Origin of the sequence: Homoserinibacter sp. YIM 151385, assembly GCF_027912415.1 — a bacterium.
Classification (GTDB): domain Bacteria; phylum Actinomycetota; class Actinomycetes; order Actinomycetales; family Microbacteriaceae; genus Schumannella.
Genome location: NZ_CP115175.1, coordinates 1,434,557 through 1,451,465 on the forward strand (window position 1 = coordinate 1,434,557; position 16,909 = coordinate 1,451,465).

The 16,909-nt window shown below is 69.1% G+C and carries 16 protein-coding genes and 1 tRNA gene; 12 read left to right on the forward strand and 5 right to left on the reverse strand.

Going from position 1 to position 16,909, the window contains the following annotated elements; all coding sequences use genetic code 11:
* The first annotated feature begins 110 nt into the window (after nucleotides 1-110).
* From OF852_RS06985 to pstB, 4 genes are all read left to right on the forward strand, one after another.
* Nucleotides 111-1,211 carry a phosphate ABC transporter substrate-binding protein PstS gene (locus OF852_RS06985; protein ID WP_271121078.1) on the forward strand — a complete coding sequence of 367 codons (1,101 nt, stop codon included), beginning with the start codon at nucleotides 111-113 and terminating at the stop codon, nucleotides 1,209-1,211.
* 126 nt (nucleotides 1,212-1,337) lie between these two features.
* Nucleotides 1,338-2,285 (forward strand): phosphate ABC transporter permease subunit PstC, encoded by a 948-nt coding sequence (gene pstC / locus OF852_RS06990; RefSeq protein WP_271121079.1) that lies wholly within the window; start codon nucleotides 1,338-1,340, stop codon nucleotides 2,283-2,285.
* The gene (gene pstA, locus OF852_RS06995) at nucleotides 2,285-3,373 is read left to right on the forward strand and encodes a phosphate ABC transporter permease PstA (RefSeq protein ID WP_271121080.1); all 1,089 of its coding nucleotides are present in this window, start codon (nucleotides 2,285-2,287) and stop codon (nucleotides 3,371-3,373) included. Before pstC ends, pstA begins: the two co-directional genes overlap by 1 nt.
* Nucleotides 3,374-3,394: 21 nt before the next feature.
* Complete coding sequence (gene pstB / locus OF852_RS07000) at nucleotides 3,395-4,174, forward strand: phosphate ABC transporter ATP-binding protein PstB (RefSeq protein ID WP_271121081.1); 780 nt, start codon at nucleotides 3,395-3,397, stop codon at nucleotides 4,172-4,174.
* An 18-nt stretch (nucleotides 4,175-4,192) separates the two neighbouring features.
* Here the strand turns inward: pstB and OF852_RS07005 are convergent, their stop codons facing one another.
* The 4 genes from OF852_RS07005 to OF852_RS07020 all read right to left on the reverse strand — a co-directional run bounded on the left by OF852_RS07005 (nucleotide 4,193) and on the right by OF852_RS07020 (nucleotide 7,998).
* The gene (locus tag OF852_RS07005) at nucleotides 4,193-5,398 is read right to left on the reverse strand and encodes an aminotransferase class I/II-fold pyridoxal phosphate-dependent enzyme (RefSeq protein WP_271121082.1); all 1,206 of its coding nucleotides are present in this window, start codon (nucleotides 5,396-5,398) and stop codon (nucleotides 4,193-4,195) included.
* Between the two features lie 110 nt (nucleotides 5,399-5,508).
* Nucleotides 5,509-6,327 (reverse strand): anti-sigma factor, encoded by an 819-nt coding sequence (locus tag OF852_RS07010; RefSeq protein WP_271121083.1) that lies wholly within the window; start codon nucleotides 6,325-6,327, stop codon nucleotides 5,509-5,511.
* Nucleotides 6,324-6,920 (reverse strand): ECF RNA polymerase sigma factor SigK, encoded by a 597-nt coding sequence (gene sigK / locus OF852_RS07015; protein ID WP_271118463.1) that lies wholly within the window; start codon nucleotides 6,918-6,920, stop codon nucleotides 6,324-6,326. Before sigK ends, OF852_RS07010 begins: the two co-directional genes overlap by 4 nt.
* A 445-nt stretch (nucleotides 6,921-7,365) precedes the next feature.
* Complete coding sequence (locus OF852_RS07020) at nucleotides 7,366-7,998, reverse strand: DNA-directed RNA polymerase subunit beta (RefSeq protein WP_271118464.1); 633 nt, start codon at nucleotides 7,996-7,998, stop codon at nucleotides 7,366-7,368.
* 74 nt (nucleotides 7,999-8,072) lie between these two features.
* On the opposite strand from OF852_RS07020, the gene OF852_RS07025 reads away from it, so the two are divergent.
* Entirely contained in the window at nucleotides 8,073-8,423 is a 351-nt protein-coding gene (locus OF852_RS07025) for a VOC family protein (RefSeq protein WP_271118465.1), read from the forward strand.
* The gene (locus OF852_RS07030; protein ID WP_271118466.1) at nucleotides 8,420-9,073 is read left to right on the forward strand and encodes a GyrI-like domain-containing protein; all 654 of its coding nucleotides are present in this window, start codon (nucleotides 8,420-8,422) and stop codon (nucleotides 9,071-9,073) included. The genes OF852_RS07025 and OF852_RS07030 overlap by 4 nt, the downstream gene beginning before the upstream one ends.
* A 3-nt stretch (nucleotides 9,074-9,076) precedes the next feature.
* Here OF852_RS07030 and OF852_RS07035 read toward each other — a convergent pair whose 3' ends face one another.
* Nucleotides 9,077-10,819, reverse strand: coding sequence for a cytochrome c biogenesis protein DipZ (locus tag OF852_RS07035; RefSeq protein ID WP_271118467.1), 1,743 nt, complete (start codon nucleotides 10,817-10,819; stop codon nucleotides 9,077-9,079).
* A 228-nt stretch (nucleotides 10,820-11,047) separates the two neighbouring features.
* Between OF852_RS07035 and OF852_RS07040 the strand changes: the two genes are divergently transcribed.
* The 6 genes from OF852_RS07040 to OF852_RS07065 all read left to right on the forward strand — a co-directional run bounded on the left by OF852_RS07040 (nucleotide 11,048) and on the right by OF852_RS07065 (nucleotide 16,852).
* A complete protein-coding gene (locus OF852_RS07040) occupies nucleotides 11,048-11,698 on the forward strand; it encodes a fasciclin domain-containing protein (protein WP_271118468.1) in 651 nt (216 codons plus the stop codon).
* A 195-nt stretch (nucleotides 11,699-11,893) separates the two neighbouring features.
* Nucleotides 11,894-11,966 (forward strand) — tRNA-Lys (locus OF852_RS07045).
* Between the two features lie 486 nt (nucleotides 11,967-12,452).
* On the forward strand, nucleotides 12,453-12,986 hold the full coding sequence (locus OF852_RS07050) for a DUF6932 family protein (protein WP_271118469.1): 534 nt from the start codon (nucleotides 12,453-12,455) through the stop codon (nucleotides 12,984-12,986).
* Complete coding sequence (locus tag OF852_RS07055) at nucleotides 12,979-13,971, forward strand: hypothetical protein (RefSeq protein WP_271118470.1); 993 nt, start codon at nucleotides 12,979-12,981, stop codon at nucleotides 13,969-13,971. Before OF852_RS07050 ends, OF852_RS07055 begins: the two co-directional genes overlap by 8 nt.
* Nucleotides 13,972-14,063: 92 nt before the next feature.
* A complete protein-coding gene (locus OF852_RS07060; RefSeq protein ID WP_271118471.1) occupies nucleotides 14,064-15,404 on the forward strand; it encodes a hypothetical protein in 1,341 nt (446 codons plus the stop codon).
* 299 nt (nucleotides 15,405-15,703) lie between these two features.
* Nucleotides 15,704-16,852: a hypothetical protein gene (locus OF852_RS07065; protein ID WP_271118472.1), complete on the forward strand. Its 1,149-nt coding sequence runs from the start codon at nucleotides 15,704-15,706 to the stop codon at nucleotides 16,850-16,852.
* Nucleotides 16,853-16,909: the final 57 nt, after the last annotated feature.

Below are 16,909 nucleotides of genomic sequence, written 5' to 3' on the forward strand. Positions count from 1 at the left end.
CCGTTCACCATCGGCCCTGAATGTGGTCACGCATCGTTCGTAGCTTGCTTCGCGGGCCCGAACCCGTGGGCCCGACACATTCCACGAACACTCCCTCGGAGGGAATCACAGTGAAGATCTCGCGTTTCGGTGCCGTCGGCGCCATCGCACTCGTCGGCACGCTCGCGCTCGCCTCGTGCGCGGCCAACGAGCCCGGCGCCTCGGAGGAGACCGGCGGTTCGGACCTCACCGGCACGCTCGTCGGCGCCGGCGCCTCCTCGCAGCAGTCGGCCCAGGAGGCGTGGATCGCCGCGTTCCAGGGCGACAACCCCGACGTCACCATCGAGTACGACCCGGCCGGCTCCGGCACGGGCCGCGACACCTTCATCGCGGGCGCCTCCGCCTTCGCGGGCTCCGACCGCGCCTTCAAGGACGAGGAGATCGCCGCCGGCGAGTTCGGCTCCTGCGTCGTCGAGTCGGGCATCGTCGAGATCCCCGCCTACATCTCGCCCATCGCGGTCGCCTTCAACCTCGAGGGCGTCGAGTCGCTGAACCTCGACGCGGCCACCATCGCCGGCATCTTCGCCGGCGACATCACGAACTGGTCGGACGACGCGATCGCCTCGCAGAACGACGGCGTCGAGCTCCCCGACCTCGACATCACCGCGGTCCACCGCGCGGACGACTCGGGCACCACCGAGAACTTCACCGAGTACCTGGGCCAGGCCGCGCCCGAGGTGTGGACGGACGAGGCCGACGGCGTCTGGCCGCTCGAGGGCGGCGAGGCCGCGTCGCAGACCTCCGGCGTCGTCGACGCCGTGACCGGCGGCACCGGCACCATCGGCTACATGGACGCCTCGCGCGTCGGCGACCTCGGCACCGTCTCGGTCCAGGTCGGCGAGGAGTACGTCGCGTACTCCGCCGAGGCCGCGGCCGCGATCGTCGACGCCTCGCCCCTCGTCGAGGGCCGTGGCGAGGGCGACCTCGCGATCGAGCTCGACCGCACCTCGACCGAGGCCGGCGTCTACCCGATCGTCCTCGTCTCGTACCTCATCGGCTGCGCCGAGTACGGCGACAAGGCCCCCGAGGGCGCCGCCGAGCTCACCAAGGCGTACTTCGAGTACATCGTGAGCCCGGAGGGCCAGCAGGCCGCCGCCGAGGCCGCGGGCTCCGCCCCGATCTCCGACACGCTGCAGGCCGACGCCGAGGCCGCGATCGCGCTGATCAAGTAGTCCCATGAGCTGCCCGGTCCCGGCAGGCGCCTTGTGCGCCGGCGCCGGGGCCGGGCAGACTCGGGTCCGGACCCGGACCGCCCCGCACGACCTCACCCGAACCCCCAGCGAGAGGCACCAGCCACGATGAGCAGCACGGCGGCTCCCGGCCAGATCACGGCCGTCAAGCGCCTCGGCGACCGGATCTTCTCCGGCAGCGCCCTCACCGCCGGATCGCTCATCCTCGCGGTCCTCGCCGCGGTGAGCGGCTTCCTCCTCCTCCAGAGCGTCCCCGCCTTCACGACGCCGACCGACGAGCTCTCGATCCTCCGCGGCATCGACTTCGGCGCCTACGTCCTGCCCCTGATCTTCGGCACGCTGTGGTCGGCCGCGCTCGCGCTGATCATGGCCGTGCCGCTCGCGATCGGCATCGCGCTCTTCATCTCGCACTACGCGCCGCGCCGGCTCGCGCAGGGCCTCGGCTACATCATCGACCTCCTCGCGGCGGTCCCCTCGGTCGTCTTCGGCCTCTGGGGCGCGAACGTCCTCGCGCCGATCGTCCGCCCCTTCTACGTCTCGCTCTCCGAGACCCTCGGCTGGCTGCCGCTCTTCGCGCCGCCCGTCTCGGGCACCGGCCGCACCATCCTCACCGCCGCCATCGTGCTCGCGGTGATGGTGCTCCCGGTCATCACCGCCATCTGCCGCGAGGTCTTCATCCAGACCCCCGTCCTCCACGAGGAGGCGGCCCTCGCGCTCGGTGCGACCCGCTGGGAGATGGTCCGGATGACGGTCTTCCCGTTCGCCCGCGCCGGCATCGTCTCCGGCGCCATGCTCGGCCTCGGCCGCGCGCTCGGCGAGACGATGGCGGTCGCGATGGTGCTCTCGTCCTCGAGCATCATCACCGTCAACCTCATCAGCTCGACCAACTCGCCGACCATCGCGGCGAACATCGCGCTGAGCTTCCCCGAGGCCTACGGCGCGAACGTCAACGTGCTCATCGCGACCGGCCTCATCCTCTTCGCGATCACCCTGGTCGTGAACACCATCGCGCGGCTCATCGTGAACCGCCGCAAGGACTTCTCGGGAGCCAACTGATGAGCGCGGCAACCCAGGCGCCCTCGAGCGCCATCACGAACACCTACGCCTCCGGCCGGCTCGCCGCCCCGACGCCGTGGGTCATGCTCGCCGGCGCGATGGCCGTCTCGGCGGTCGTCTTCGGCCTCACGCTCGCGGCGCAGGGCGACGGCGACTTCAACATCGCCGGCACCGTCGTCGTGGGCCTGCTGATCTACATGGTCGCGATCTACGTCGCCTCGCGCCTCGTCGAGGGCGGCCGCCGCGCGCTCGACCGGCTCATCACGACGATCGTCGTCTCGGCCTTCGTCGTCGCGCTGCTGCCGCTGATCTCCCTCATCTTCACGGTGGTCTCGAACGGCCTCGACCGCTTCGACCTCGAGTTCTTCACCTACTCGATGCGCAACGTCGTGGGCGCCGGCGGCGGCGCGATCCACGCGATCTGGGGCACCGTCCTCATCACCCTCGCGGCGGCCGTCATCTCGATCCCGGTCGGCCTCCTCACCTCCATCTACCTCGTCGAGTACGGCCGCGGTCCGCTCGCCCGGGCGATCACCTTCTTCGTCGACGTCATGACCGGCATCCCCTCGATCGTCGCGGGGCTCTTCGCCTACACGCTCTTCACGATCTTCTTCGGGCCAGGCGTGCGGATGGGGATCGCGGGCTCGATCGCGCTCGCCGTGCTCATGATCCCGGTCGTGGTGCGCTCGAGCGAGGAGATGCTGCGCCTCGTCCCGAACGAGCTCCGCGAGGCGTCCTACGCGCTCGGCGTGCCGAAGTACCTGACGATCCTCAAGGTCGTGCTCCCCACCTCGATCGCCGGCATCACGACGGGCGTCATGCTCGCCGTCTCCCGCGTCATCGGCGAGACCGCGCCGCTGCTCGTCGCGGCCGGCTTCACGGCGAACCTCAACACCGACCTGCTCGACGGGCGCATGCAGTCCCTGCCGCTGTTCGTCTACAACTCCTACGTGAGCCAGGGCACCGACCCGACCGCCTCCATCGACCGCGCGTGGGCGGGCGCGCTCACCCTCATCCTCATCGTGATGCTGCTCAACCTCGTGGCGCGCATCATCGCGAAGGCCTTCTCGCCCAAGCTCGGCCGATAGCCGCAGAACCCGGAGAATCAGATGTCCAAGCGCATCGAGGTCAACGACCTCAACGTGTACTACAGCAGCTTCCTCGCGGTCGAGGGGGTCTCCCTCACGATCGAGCCGCGCACCGTCACGGCCTTCATCGGCCCCTCCGGCTGCGGCAAGTCGACCTTCCTCCGTACGCTCAACCGCATGCACGAGGTCATCCCCGGCGCCCGCGTCGAGGGCGAGGTCCTCATCGACGGCTCGAACCTCTACGGCCAGGGCGTCGACCCGGTGCTCGTGCGCCGCCAGGTGGGCATGGTGTTCCAGCGCCCCAACCCGTTCCCCACGATGTCGATCCGCGACAACGTGCTCGCGGGCGTGAAGCTCAACAACCGCCGCATCTCGAAGGGCGACGCCGACGACCTCGTCGAGCGGTCGCTCCAGGGGGCGAACCTCTGGAACGAGGTCAAGGACCGCCTCGACCGCCCGGGCTCCGGCCTCTCGGGCGGCCAGCAGCAGCGTCTGTGCATCGCGCGCGCCATCGCGGTCTCCCCCGACGTCGTCCTCATGGACGAGCCCTGCTCGGCCCTCGACCCCATCTCGACGCTCGCGATCGAGGACCTCATCGAGGAGCTCAAGACCCAGTACACGATCGTCATCGTGACCCACAACATGCAGCAGGCCTCGCGCGTCTCCGACAAGACGGCCTTCTTCAACATCGCGGGCACCGGCAAGCCGGGCAAGCTCATCGAGTACGACGACACCACCACGATGTTCTCGAACCCGAGCGTGCAGGCCACCGAGGACTACGTCTCCGGCAAGTTCGGGTGATCCGAGCCGTCCCGCTCGTCAGGGGCGGGCGCCGGGCAGCGAGCGGATGCGGCCGGCGGCCTCCGCGATGACCTCCGGCCGCTTGCAGATCGCGAAGCGCAGCAGGCCCGCGTGCTCGGCCGCCGACTCGCGGCGCACGAAGGCGTCGAGCGGGATCGCGACCACGCCGGCCTCCTCGACGAGGCGACGGGCCGCGGCGCGCGCGTCCGGCATCCCCGCCTCGCGCCCGTCGGCGACGAGGAAGTAGGTGCCTGCCGGCCGGTTGACCGCGAAGCCGGCGGCCTCGAGCGCCCCCGTCAGGACGGCGCGGTTGCCGTCGAGCTGGCGGCGCAGCGGCGGGATCCAGGTGTCGAGCATCCCCAGCCCGAGCGCCACCGCCGGCTGGAACGGGGCACCGCCCACATAGCTCAGATACTGCTTGACGGCGAGGACGGCGTCCACGAGCTCGGGTGGGGCCGTCAGCCAGCCGATCTTCCAGCCGGTGACGCTGAGCGTCTTCGCGGCGCTCGAGATGGTGATGGTGCGCTCCCACGCGCCCGGCAGGCTCGCGACCGGGGTGTGCGGGGCGCCGAACACGAGGTGCTCGTAGACCTCGTCGCTCACGATCGTCGCGCCGTGGCGCTCGGCGAGCTCGACGATCAGCGCGAGCGTCCCGCGGTCGAGCACGGCGCCCGTCGGGTTGTGCGGCGAGTTGAGGAGGATCACGCGGGTGCGCGGGCCGATCGCCCGGCGGAGGTCGTCGTGGTCGGGCCGGAAGTCGGGGAAGCGCGTCGGCACGGGTACGTGCACGCCGCCCGCGAGGCCGATGATCGCCGCGTAGGCGTCGTAGTAGGGCTCGATCGTGACGACCTCGTCACCGCGGTCGACGAACGCCAGGAGGGATGCCGCGATCGCCTCCGTCGCGCCGACCGTCACGAGCGTCTCGCGCTCCGGGTCGACGGGGATGCCGTAGCGCTCGCGCTGATGGGTCGCGATGGCCTCGCGCAGCGGTGCGACGCCGCGGGCGGGCGGGTACTGGTTGGCGCCGTCGCGGATGGCGCGCCGCGCGGCCTCCAGCACCGCGGCGGGGCCGTCCTCGTCGGGGAAGCCCTGCCCGAGGTTGATCGCGCCGCGCTCGGCCGCGAGCGCCGACATGACGCCGAAGACGGTCGCGGCGGGCCGGCCCTGCTCGTCGAGGAGGCCGGCGGCGTCGGCGGCGCGCTGCCAGGGTGCGGGAGAGCTCACCCCCCCGACCCTACTCATCGCACGAGACATGTCTGCGGCGCGCGGGACGGTCGAGTATCGCCGTCCGCGGCGCCGCAGACATGTCTCTTGCGAGAGGGAGGGACCGTGGGTCAGGCGGTGGCGACCGCGACGACGAGGTCGTCGCTCGGGGTCGTCGCGCCCGGGGCGTCCTCGACCGTGATGCCGATCGTGTCGCCCGCATCCATCCGGCCGTCGAGGACGACGCGCTGGATGCCGTCCGCCGGCATCGAGAAGGTCCCGGCCGGCGTGGCGCCCTGCTCGTCGATGTACCAGAGCTCGTAGAGCTGCGCCTCGCTGAGCTGGCCGAGGCCCTCGACCTCGACCGCCGAGCGGCCGAGCTCACCCGACCACACCGTGGTGACGGTGCCGCCGCGCTCGATCTCGGTCGTCGTCTCCTGCGCGTCGGGCGCCTGGCGGATCTGCTCCACCTGCGCCGTGAGCTGCTGCTCCGCGCTCTGTCCGGAGAGGAGGTTCACCGTGATGCCGCCGCCCGCGATGAGCGCCGCGGCCGCGGCGACCGCGGCGAGAGCGCCGACCGGGCGCTGGAACCAGCGGGCCCTCGCGCGGGTCTCGGCCCGCGATGGGGCCGGCGCCGCCGCGACGAGCTCGGGCGCGGACTCGGGCGCCGCGACCGGGGCGGCGGGCTCGACGACCGCATCCTGCGCGGGAAGCTGCGGGACCGCATCCAGCATCCCCATGATCCCCGCCTTGAGGGATGCGGGAGGCGCCTCGGCGCGGACCGCGAGCCCGAGCTCGACGGCCGTGTCGGCGAAGCCGGTCGACTCCTCGCGGGCCTGCTCGGCCTCGAGCAGGTACTGCTCGAAGAGGGCGGTCTCGGCAGCGTCGAGGGCGCCGAGCGCGTAGGCGCCCGACCAGGTGCCGATGTCCTCCGGGAATCGGTCGGTCATGCGGTCACCCCCATCTCGTCGCGGAGACGGATCATGCCGTCCCGAAGTCTGGTCTTCACGGTGCCGATCGGCACGCTGAGCAGCTGGGCCACCTCGCTGTGGCTGTAGCCGCCGTAGTAGGCGAGGGTGATCGCCTGACGCTGGAGTGCCGTGAGCCGCTGCATGGCCTGCTTCACCCTCTCGTTCTCGATGCTGATCTCGACGTGCTCGCTGACCACGTCGACGTCCGGTTCCGTGTCACGGACCCCGATGCGCACATCGCGATCCCGGCTGGCCTGGGAGGCCCGCACCCGGTCGACGGCGCGGCGGTGGGTCATCGTGAGGATCCAGCCGACGGCGCCGCCCTTCTCGGGCGCATAGCGGGAGGCCGACTGCCAGATCTCGAGGAAGATCTCCTGGGAGACCTCCTCGGACTGCGCGTGGTCGAGCAGGAGGCGCTTGACGAGGCCGAACACCCGGGCCGACATGCGGTCGTAGAGCTCGGCGAACGCCTGGCGGTCGCCTGCGGCGGTGCGCGTCAGCAGGTCCTCGAGCGAGACCGGGGAGCCCGTCGGGGCATCGCCGTCGATCTCGTGCGTCATGGTGACCAGCATTTCACACCGCCTTCCACCTCACCTGCCGGGGCGTGTTCCCCGGCTCCTGTGAAGTTGTGGGCTCGCAGCCTGCGAGCGTGCCGGATCACCGTCGGAGAGGCGACTGGGCTCGCCTCCCCGACGGGAGAACCGGGTCCACCGGGGACGCGGTCTGCGTCGGGTTCCCGGTGTCGAGAGTGGTTCGGGGTCGTCGGGGGATCGGATTGCCGAGTCCGGAGATGAGAGGACCGGGCCGCAGAACGCCTCTCGGCGGAAGGCCGCTCGAAGCGGCTGAAATTGGAGCCCGGGGTTACTGCGGCCCGGCATCCCCGAGTTTATCGACCTCGCGCCACCTCTGCCGACCCCTCCTCCCTCGGGCCGCGGAAAGCTCCCGCATCGCGTGCGCGCGCCGGCCGTCCGGGAGCTCTCGGCCCCCTGCGCGAGGGGACCGGGAGGCGCGACCGGCTCAGTCGAGGGCGTCGCGGCGCTCGAGGCGGGCGGCGTCCTCCAGCTCCTCGCCCATGGCCGCGAGGCGGTCGGCGCGGCGGGTGAGCGCGCTCGCGTGCTCGGGGTCGCCCTGCTCGCGAGCGTCGGCGAGGTCGAGCCAGCCGGCCGCGCTGAGACGGCAGTAGGCGCCGGCGCGGGCGAGCGCATCCGCGAGATCGCCCTGGAACACGCCGCGGAGGATGTCGTCGGCGAGCCGCAGGATCTCCTCCGGCCCCGTGGGGGTCGCGGCCCCCGCGACGACCGGATCGATCGTCGGCAGCAGCTCCGTCCCGTGCCGGAAGGCGAGCGCCGAGCCCGCGGCGTCATCGCGGATCGCCGCCCGGAGGAGGTGGATGCGCCAGAGCGCGCCCGGCAGGCTGCCCGGCGTCGCGACCGCCCAGAGCCGGGCCACCAGGTCGAGGCCGTGCTCGTCGGTGTGGGCGAGGAGCCGGCCGATGACGCCCTCGTCGTCGGACTGGCGGGTCCGCGAGAGCAGCGCCGCCGCCGACTCGTGCGCGCGGCGCAGGGTGACCGCCGGATCCTCGCCGCCCTGGAAGGCGTCGAAGGCCGCACCCGGCAGGCGGGCGGGGCGGTGGTGGATGCGCTCGGTCACCGGTCAAGGGTACGCGCCGGGCGACGCGCAGACCGGCTCTTGACCGCATCCCCCGTGCCCACCAGGCTCGCCTCATGGCGGACAAGGTCGAGCACTTCGAGATCCCGGCCGACGACATCGCGCGGGCGCAGGCGTTCTATGCGGCGGTGTTCGGCTTCGAGTACGAGCCGTGGGGCGAGGAGGAGGGGATGCTGCGCACCGGCGGCGGCATCGACGGCGACCTCCACCTGCGCAGCGCGGTCCCGCATCCCACGGTCGTCATCACGGTCGCGTCGATCGAGGCGACGGTCGAGCTGATCATCGCGCACGGCGGCGAGCTGATCGGCGAGATCCGGTCGATGTCGGAGACGGCGCGCTACGCCTACGTCCGCGACAGCGAGGGGAACGTCATCGGCGTCTACGACGAGGTCGCGGACGCGAGTTGAGCGCGGCGGGCCCGCTCGACCTCCGGCGCGAGATCGCCGCCTACCGCGCGCCGCGCGGGCGCTTCGAGCTGGTCGAGGTGCCCGAGCTGAGCTACCTCATGGTCGACGGCCACGGCGACCCCAACGCTGACCCGAGCTTCACCGCATCCCTCGAGGCGCTGCACCCGCTGGCGTACCGGCTGAGGTTCGCGAGCCGGGCGCTCGGCCGCGATGCCAGGGTCATGCCGCTCGAGGGCCTGTGGTGGGCGGATGACATGGCGTCGTTCACGAGCGCGCGCGACAAGCGCGACTGGGACTGGACGCTCATGATCGCGGTGCCGCCGTGGATCGACGCGTCGATGCTCGAGGATGCCGCGTCCGGCATCGAGGCGAAGGCCACCCGCGCGAAGCCGGCCCCGACGCGACTCCGAGACGTGCGGCTGGAGCGGCTGGCCGAGGGCCTCTGCGTGCAGACGCTGCACGTCGGCCCCTTCGACGAGGAGGCGGAGACGCTGCGCCGGATGCACGAGGAGTTCGTGCCCGCCGAGCGGCTGCGCGTGACGGGTCGGCATCACGAGGTCTACCTCAGCGACCGACGGAGGACCGCCCCGGAGAAGCTCCGGACGATCCTCCGCCAGCCGGTCGAGCGGGTCGACTCGGGCGACCGCTGAGGCCTACCCGAAGGTGAAGGAGTACGCCTCGACGCCCTTCGCCGCCGTCACCTCGATGGTGCCCTGCTTCGCGCCGTCGACCTCGAGGAGGCGATAGGAGCGGGGCGTCCCGTCGACCTCGATGGTCTCCTCCTCGCCCCCGTCGACGGTGTAGGTCACGCTGCCCGAGCCGCCGAGGACCATGCGGACCTCCTGCGTCGCCGAGTACTCGAGACGGATGCGCGCCTCGTCCTCGGCCGGCGTCGCGAACTGGAAGCCGACATCCCACGAGCCGTCGAGCGCGAACTCGTCGCGCCCCAGCTTCGCCGGGAAGGCGTAGTCGTCGACGCCCGAGCCGTACTTGCCCTCGCCGCCGTAGTTCTGCTCGCGACCCACGCTGAGGTAGGTCTCGGGCGTCGTCCGGGCGCCGTCGGGGGTGTCGTCGCCGACGTCGGTCGCGGCAGGCAGCTCGACGTCGGGGTCGGCGTCCTGCAGCAGCTCGCGGATCAGCTTCTCGGTGGTCGCGTAGCCGCCCTCGCCGAACTTGATGTGGCGGACGGTGCCCTCCGCGTCGATCAGGTAGTGGGCCGGCCAGTAGCGGTTGCGGTAGTTGGTCCAGGTGCCGAGCGAGTTGTCGAGGGCGACCGGGTACTCGATCCCGAAGTCCCGGGCTCCGGCTCGGACGTTGCGCTCCTCCTTCTCGAAGGCGTACTCGGGCGAGTGGACGCCGATCACCTCGAGGCCGGCATCCCGGTAGGCCTCATCCCAGGCGACCGTGTGCGGGATGCTGCGCTGGCAGTTGATGCAGGAGTACGCCCAGAAGTCGACGAGGACGACCTTGCCGCGCAGCTCGTCGAGCGCGATCGGCTGCTCGTCGGGCGTGTTGAACCAGGCGTCGATGTCCTTGATGTCGGGCGCGGTGCCGCAGGACTCGAGCTCCTCGGCGCCGTTCGAGCACTGGTCGAGCTCCTTGTTCTGCTCGTTGACGAGCCCGCCGAGGTCGAGCTGCTCGGCGATCTGCTCCGAGTTGCCGAACTGGTCCTGCAGCGCGCTCGTGTAGTCGGGCACGAGCCGCTGGAGCACCTGCGGGAGGTTGAAGACGAGGCCGATCGCGAGGGCGATCATGGTGACGCCGCCGATCGTGCGGATGAGCGTCTGGCGCTTGCGGAAGGCCTTCACGCGCTCCGCGACGCGGCGGCCGGCGAGCGCGAAGATGAGCAGCGGGATCGCGGCGCCGATCGCGAAGGAGACCGTCAGCACGACGGTGTCGACGCCGATGCGGCCGGTCGCGCCGGCGACCGTGATGGCCGCGAGGACCGGACCCGCGCACGGCACGTACACGGCGCCGAGGGCGAAGCCGAGGATGAAGCCGGAGCGCTCCGTGCCCACCTGCTTCTGCGGGATCCACGAGAACGGCTTCTCGAGGATGTGCTGGAACCTCGGGATGATCAGCCCGAGGCCGATGAGCACGAGGACCACGATGCCGGCCCAGCGCAGGACGTCCTGCGGGAGGTTGAGCAGCGCGAGCACGAGCGAGCCGATGAGCGTGAAGAGGCTGAAGCTCACCACGAGGCCGAGGATGACCACGTAGGGGCGCCAGCGGGAGACGCGGCGCGGGTCGGCGTCCTCGCCGTCCTCACCCGCCCGTGCGCGGGCGCTCTGCGCGCCGCCGGAGAGGAAGATCACCGGCAGCACCGGGATGATGCACGGCGAGATTCCTGTGATCAGGCCGCCGATGAGGCCGATCAACGCAAGTGAGATGAGCATGTCGGGATTTCGGAGCGGTACCCGGATGCGACGGGTGGCATACGAGCATCGGAATGGATGCCGTGGGCGGCAACAGAGGAGCACGCGCGCGAGGGGCGGCCGCATGCTGCGGATTCGCGGGACGACCAAACCGATCGGGCACGGCGGCCCGAAACCCCGTCAGACACCCCCGATCGGGGGTTGCACCCAGCGGGGGCCGAGACCCTCGCATGACTGAGGAGTCCAGCAATGCGAATCCGCAACCGCAAGCTCGCAGCACTGTCCATCGCCGGCATCGCCATGCTCGGCCTCGCCGCGTGTGCGCCGATGGCCGATGAGCCCGCCGCCGAGGAGCCCAGCATGGAGGCGCCCGACGACAGCGGCATGGACAACGCCGCCTTCGACGACCTCGTCGGCCCCGGCTGCGAGGACTACGCCACGCAGGTCCCGGACGGCGACGGCTCGATCGTCGGCATGTCCACCCTCCAGGTGACGGACGCGGCCGCCGCGAACCCGATCCTCACCTCGCTCGTCAAGGCCGTCTCCGGTGAGATGAACCCCGACGTCGACCTCGTGAGCACGCTCAACGGCGGCGAGTTCACCGTCTTCGCGCCGGTCGACGACGCCTTCGCGAAGCTCGACGCCGCGACCCTCGAGACGCTCAGCACCCCCGAGGGCGCCGAGACGCTCTCCAAGGTGCTCACCTACCACGTCGTGCCCGGCCAGATCCTCCCCGAGGACCTCTCCGGCGAGTACGAGACCGCCGAGGGCTCCATGGTCACGGTCTCCGGCTCGGGCGACATGCTCAAGGTCGATGACGCCAACGTCATCTGCGGCGGCGTCCACACCGCCAACGCGACCGTCTACCTGATCGACTCGGTGATGATGCCGGCCGAGTAGGTCGGACTGCACGGAAAGGGGCCCGGTGCCGCCGCGGAGGGCGGCGCCGGGCCTCGTCGCGTGTGCGGGGCGGTGCGGGTCGCTGATGCGGGGCCGCTCGCGTGCGCTCGACCGGCTCAGGCGCGCGGCCTCGTCGCCCAGCGCCGCGGTCCGGCGTCTCCGCCGCGCGGCCGCCCGCAGTACCCTTGAGCCGACGGGCCTGTAGCTCAGCTGGCAGAGCATCGGACTTTTAATCCGCGGGTCGTGGGTTCGAGCCCCACCGGGCCCACCCTGTTCTGCCCCTTGTTTTCGGCGATTTTGGGTCAGTGCCGGCCGCAACTTGGTCCTTGTGCCCACGAGTTGCCCACATTTTGCCCACATCATTCGGAGGCAAAGTTCCTCGTTGAGGCAGCCACGGGTCGATTCAAAGCGCCCGCGGGTCCACGAGACGGCAATCGGCTCGCGAGTATGAGTCGTGCGCCCGAGCAGGTGGCCGAGCAATGGGGCCATGCATGATCACGTGACCTTGCATACGTTGAGGATCTCGGCGAGTCTTGATGACGTCGATACCTCTTCGATCACACCGGGATGTGGCCAAAATGTGGCCACGCCGTCGCGCCCCCTCAGATTGCGCGTCGCGCACCCTTTCTCTCGTAATTCCGCCATCGACTACGCGGCCGTTTCACGGGCGGAGTTCCGTAGCGTGCGGGTAGTGACCTCGGCTCGACTCTCGCAGTATGCTCAGGCAACCAATTTGCGTGGAGGATCAGGACCCGTGCTACCCGACATGGACCCGGTCAATGCGTGGCTTCTCCCGCCCGCAGCTGACCCCTACGTCACGACCTTCGACGAGATCCACGAGCGGTTCGTCGTTGGTGCCCCGTTTGGGGAAGAGCGACAGTTAGTCTTCGACGCGCTCCTCCTCTACGCTCGTCTGATTTGGCGCATCGTCCCGGATGCACGGCTGAGGATCAACGGAGGTTTTGTCACCCACAAGCCGTGGGCGGCGCCTGAAGATGTCGACATCGCCGTGGTCTGTCCTACGATCAGCCAGTACCAGCTGGATCGGGCCATCGTTGCGCCACTCTTCACCCTGCTGGAGGTGAAGGGTGTGGTCGTGAGGATCCCGGTCACGATCCCCAAACTGCATGTGATGGGAGGCCTGGTGGACGCGTTCCCGATCCTCCCAGGACTCCCCGCGCTCGACGCTACGTTTCGCCGCATCTGGTCGACCGTGAAAGGCGATGACGGTGAGCTCATCCCCGGCTTGACCAAGGGCTATGTCGAGGTGGTGAACCCCGATGCCTGACTATGACAACTTGTCGCTGGAGGAATTAGTACGACTCGCGGCGCGCGAAGCCCGCGACAGCGAGTACCCGAACGTCGCGTTGGCCAGCTTGACGGGAGCGGTGGCTGGAGACGCAACCCTGCAGCAGGCGATAGCGGACGAGCTTGCGCCGAGGGCAGCCAACCTCGAACTGCATCTCGACGGCGAGAAGGTCGAGGGGCATTCGACCAACGCGTTGTCCTTCGGTTCATTCGTTGCGCGAGTGTCTGACACGGTTCGGGAGTTCGTGAAGGGCCGTCTCAACCTTCCTGCATTCTCAAACGACCTACAGGTCGCTCTGGCCGAGGGCTCGGTCAAAGCGACCTTCATCGCCCCGGATCCAGTGACGGACACAAACAACACGTTCCCCGACGGTCAGGGAAGCGAGGCGGTTTGGAACGACGGCAACCTCCAGTCGGAGGCCTTGCACCAAATAGCAATCGTGCTCCGCAACTCTGACCCCGAGTCTCCGAATGACGACGCGCTGGATGAGGCGATTCAGCTTCTCCCGTTTGGCGCCCGAGTGAAGCTCCGCAGCGCTATGCGCCAGACAGTCAAGCAGGACTGGTCGATCACCGGCGAGTTCCGCCAGCGCGGCATCGGAATTGAACCAATCCACCTGTCGCCAGGCGGTGCGCGATTCTTGCTGGAGCGATTGGAAGGCGAAGAAGTCGCCGACGAGCCGTTGACGACCACAGGGGTGCTCGACGGCCACCAGTGGTCGAGCGGCATCATGTACTTCATCCCCGTCGGAGGTCGGCGATTCCCCGCGCTGTTCGAGACCCCTCGGGTCCGCGAGCAGGTCGGAATACTCGACGCAGTGGAAGGCCGCAAAGTAGAAGCGACCTTCCGCGTGTACACGCGCGTGGGTTCAGGCGAGACCGATCGCAAGTCCACAACCTACGTTCTCCAGTCCGTGCGACCGCTCGATGACGGCCCCGGCACTGAGTTGGACTTGCCGGCGTGACCGACGAGGAGTTGGATCCCGCAGCCGCCAGATGCGAGATGTCTAGGGCACCTGCGGCCGTGCCATACTCCTGGCGCAGGCGGTGAGGTGAAATGGCCAACACGCTCGATCCCGGCGACATTCGCGTCGGGCAACTCTTCGATGGTGTCGACAACGATGAACCGCTTCAGAGCGCCACGTTGACGTTTCAGCCCGGACTTGGCGCAACCGTGCTCGTCCCCTACGTCACCGGTGAGACCGAGTTCCGGACGGCCGACGACTGGTTCCGCAACCAAGCACCGCCCACGACCCTGCTTTTCGTTGACAACAAGGGCGCGGTACTGCTCAGCGGGGTTCGTTGGGCGGGGCATTCCGGGGCGCAGTTCCTCACCGGTAAGCTACGTGCCAATGCCACGGTCCTCGGACGGCCGCGCCGAATCAAAGAGGACTACCGGGTGCGCGAGATGTCTTCCGCGATCGACGGCTTGGCCGAGTTCGCCGGCTTCTCGCCAGTTCAGACGAACCTTGACGCCTTTCCCGCTGACCCCCTCGTGATCCGGCTCAGCGACGAGGAGCAAGTGCGTTGGCGATCGAATGGTTTCTCGTACTCGATACGATCCCGAACCCCGTGGTCGGCGATCGACGGACAAGAGTTCACGGTTCGTAGCGCACCCCAGGTAGTCACGTCCTCATCACGGCTTGCCAACGTCGACGCACACCTCACGGCCCAATGGCCAATCCGAGCTCTCCTCTCGATGGTGATGGGTGAGCGGATCGCGTGGCGGTCACATCACATCCGCGACGACCAGTTCCCGACGTGGATGGCAGCCGGACCGCCCCGAGCCGCCGGCCCAGTTGAGGTGAGGCTCAGGCGGACGTTGCGCGATCAGGCTTCAGAGGCGGTCGATCATGCGGATCTCGCGCTGCCCTGGCTCCGTTTGACGCAACTTGGTGCCGCAGGGATGCGCCGCTGGACCCGGCTTTACAGCGACCCTCTCTTACGTCGTGGAATCGAGCCGATCGTCGAGGTGATAAACGGCGCCTCGAAGTTCCTGGAACCGCAACTGATGATGACGGCCATCGCGCTCGACTACATCGACTACTACCGCGATCGACGGAGACGCACGCTTGCGCAGCGAATCACCGCGTGCATGGTCGCCGCAGATTTGGAGTGGCCAGAGGTAGGAACTCGGGTAGGCATCGGAAAGGCGATAGCAAAGCTGAACAACGACCTGAAGCATCCGGACAGGGAGACCCAACCTGAGGCAGCAGTCCTCCACTGTCTAACAGACCTCGCCATCCTTGTCGCACGCGCCCAGCTGATCCAGCTCCTAGAGATGCCAAGGTCGGCGCGGGAGGAATTCCGACGATCGCGGGCTGCGAATCATGTCAAACAGATGCTGACGGCAAACGGCATTCGAGTGCAGGAAGACGGGCGCGCGTCCTCCAGTTGACCTCAATCCGGCGACGGGGTTTCCCCAGTGCTGGCGATTGGGCGAAATGTATCCGTCCGCAGTCGCGAGAGACCGCGATGCAATCGATAGGCAAAGTCGTGGACACCGCCTCCGCCGCCCACGTATCCTCGTTGGTGGGCAGTCTGGTCTGCCTTTCTCCGAGTCTGAGCCCCCACGCGGCTCAGACGCCGAGGACAACCGTTGCGGAATCCAGAGAACGCAGTACCCGCTGGATTGAGATCTCTCTCATGTCACAGGGCTGGCAAGCGTGGGGTGTTACGCCCGGAATAGAGATTGAGATGACATTCAGCGACGACAACGCGAAACGTGCCCTTCAACAGGACGCTCGCGCTTGGTCGGCTTTCACCGGCACCAAGTACACGGCCGCGTTGCGGCAAATGAGTCACCCCCTAGCGCAAGGACTGCTCGGCGAACGCGTCAGCGCTCGACGGATGATTGCCACGCTCGAGCAGCACCCGGTGGTCGGAGCGCGTGGAGGCGATCCGGTCCTCGGAGAGAACGGGATGCGCTCGGATTCGCCGTGGAGCTTCGACGGCAAAACTGACTACATCGAGCTCGCCCTCATCACGGAAATGCTCCGCATGTTTACCCCGAGTGCTGACGGCGATACCCCGGAAGTGGGTAGCTACTCGCTGAAGCACACCGCGGAGTGGTTCCTGAGTCCGCACTGCTCGTACGTGTCGAACGGTCGGCTGATCTGGGCGGCCGCGGCGCTTGGTCTCCCGATCGCTGGGCAGGACGGAGACGGGCCTAACCTGCTGATCGGGGTGTCGGAACGCGAACACGACTACGTCCGTCGGATGATCGGCAAGGGGTCGACGGCGCCGCGAGTTCACCACTTTCGCCCGGCCGGGTACGAATACCTACAGATGGCACTCGCGCACGCAACCGCCGGTGAGCCGCCTGAGGACAATTGGATCCGCCCGAGCGCGGAGGACCAAGCCGCGCCCTTCCATGACTGGCTCGTTCTCCAGCACTCGCGTGACGGTTGGGATGGCCGCTTCGCGACCGACTACGCCGCGGGCATTCAGTACAGCGAGCACGGTCTCGCGCGCACGCCGGACGAACTGCTCGCGATCCTTCACGGGGTGTCGCGCGCGAACGAGGCCTACGACGCGGCGGTGCGCCTTATCGCGGACTGGATGAACACCTCACCGCTGGCGACGCCCATACGTACTGAAGAGGTCAGTGCCGACGGGGCCGATCACGGCGGATGGGGTGCCGGCGCCGGCACAACGGAGCGCTACGAGTTCCTCTGCCCATGCGGCTACGGGCGGATCGTCGAGGAGCACGAGAATATCCCGGGGTTCCGCGAGCACGACGTCCGTATCCTCTGCAACAAATGCCGCTCGGAGTGGCGCTTCGCGGGCGGTAGGTCCACTCGGGACTGGGGCCTGGAGCCCATCGCGATGGTGGACGCGAGCTGACTAGCTGAGCTCCAGGCTCGGCTCGCGCACGTCTCGTTCAGCTCCGCGAGGGTCTTA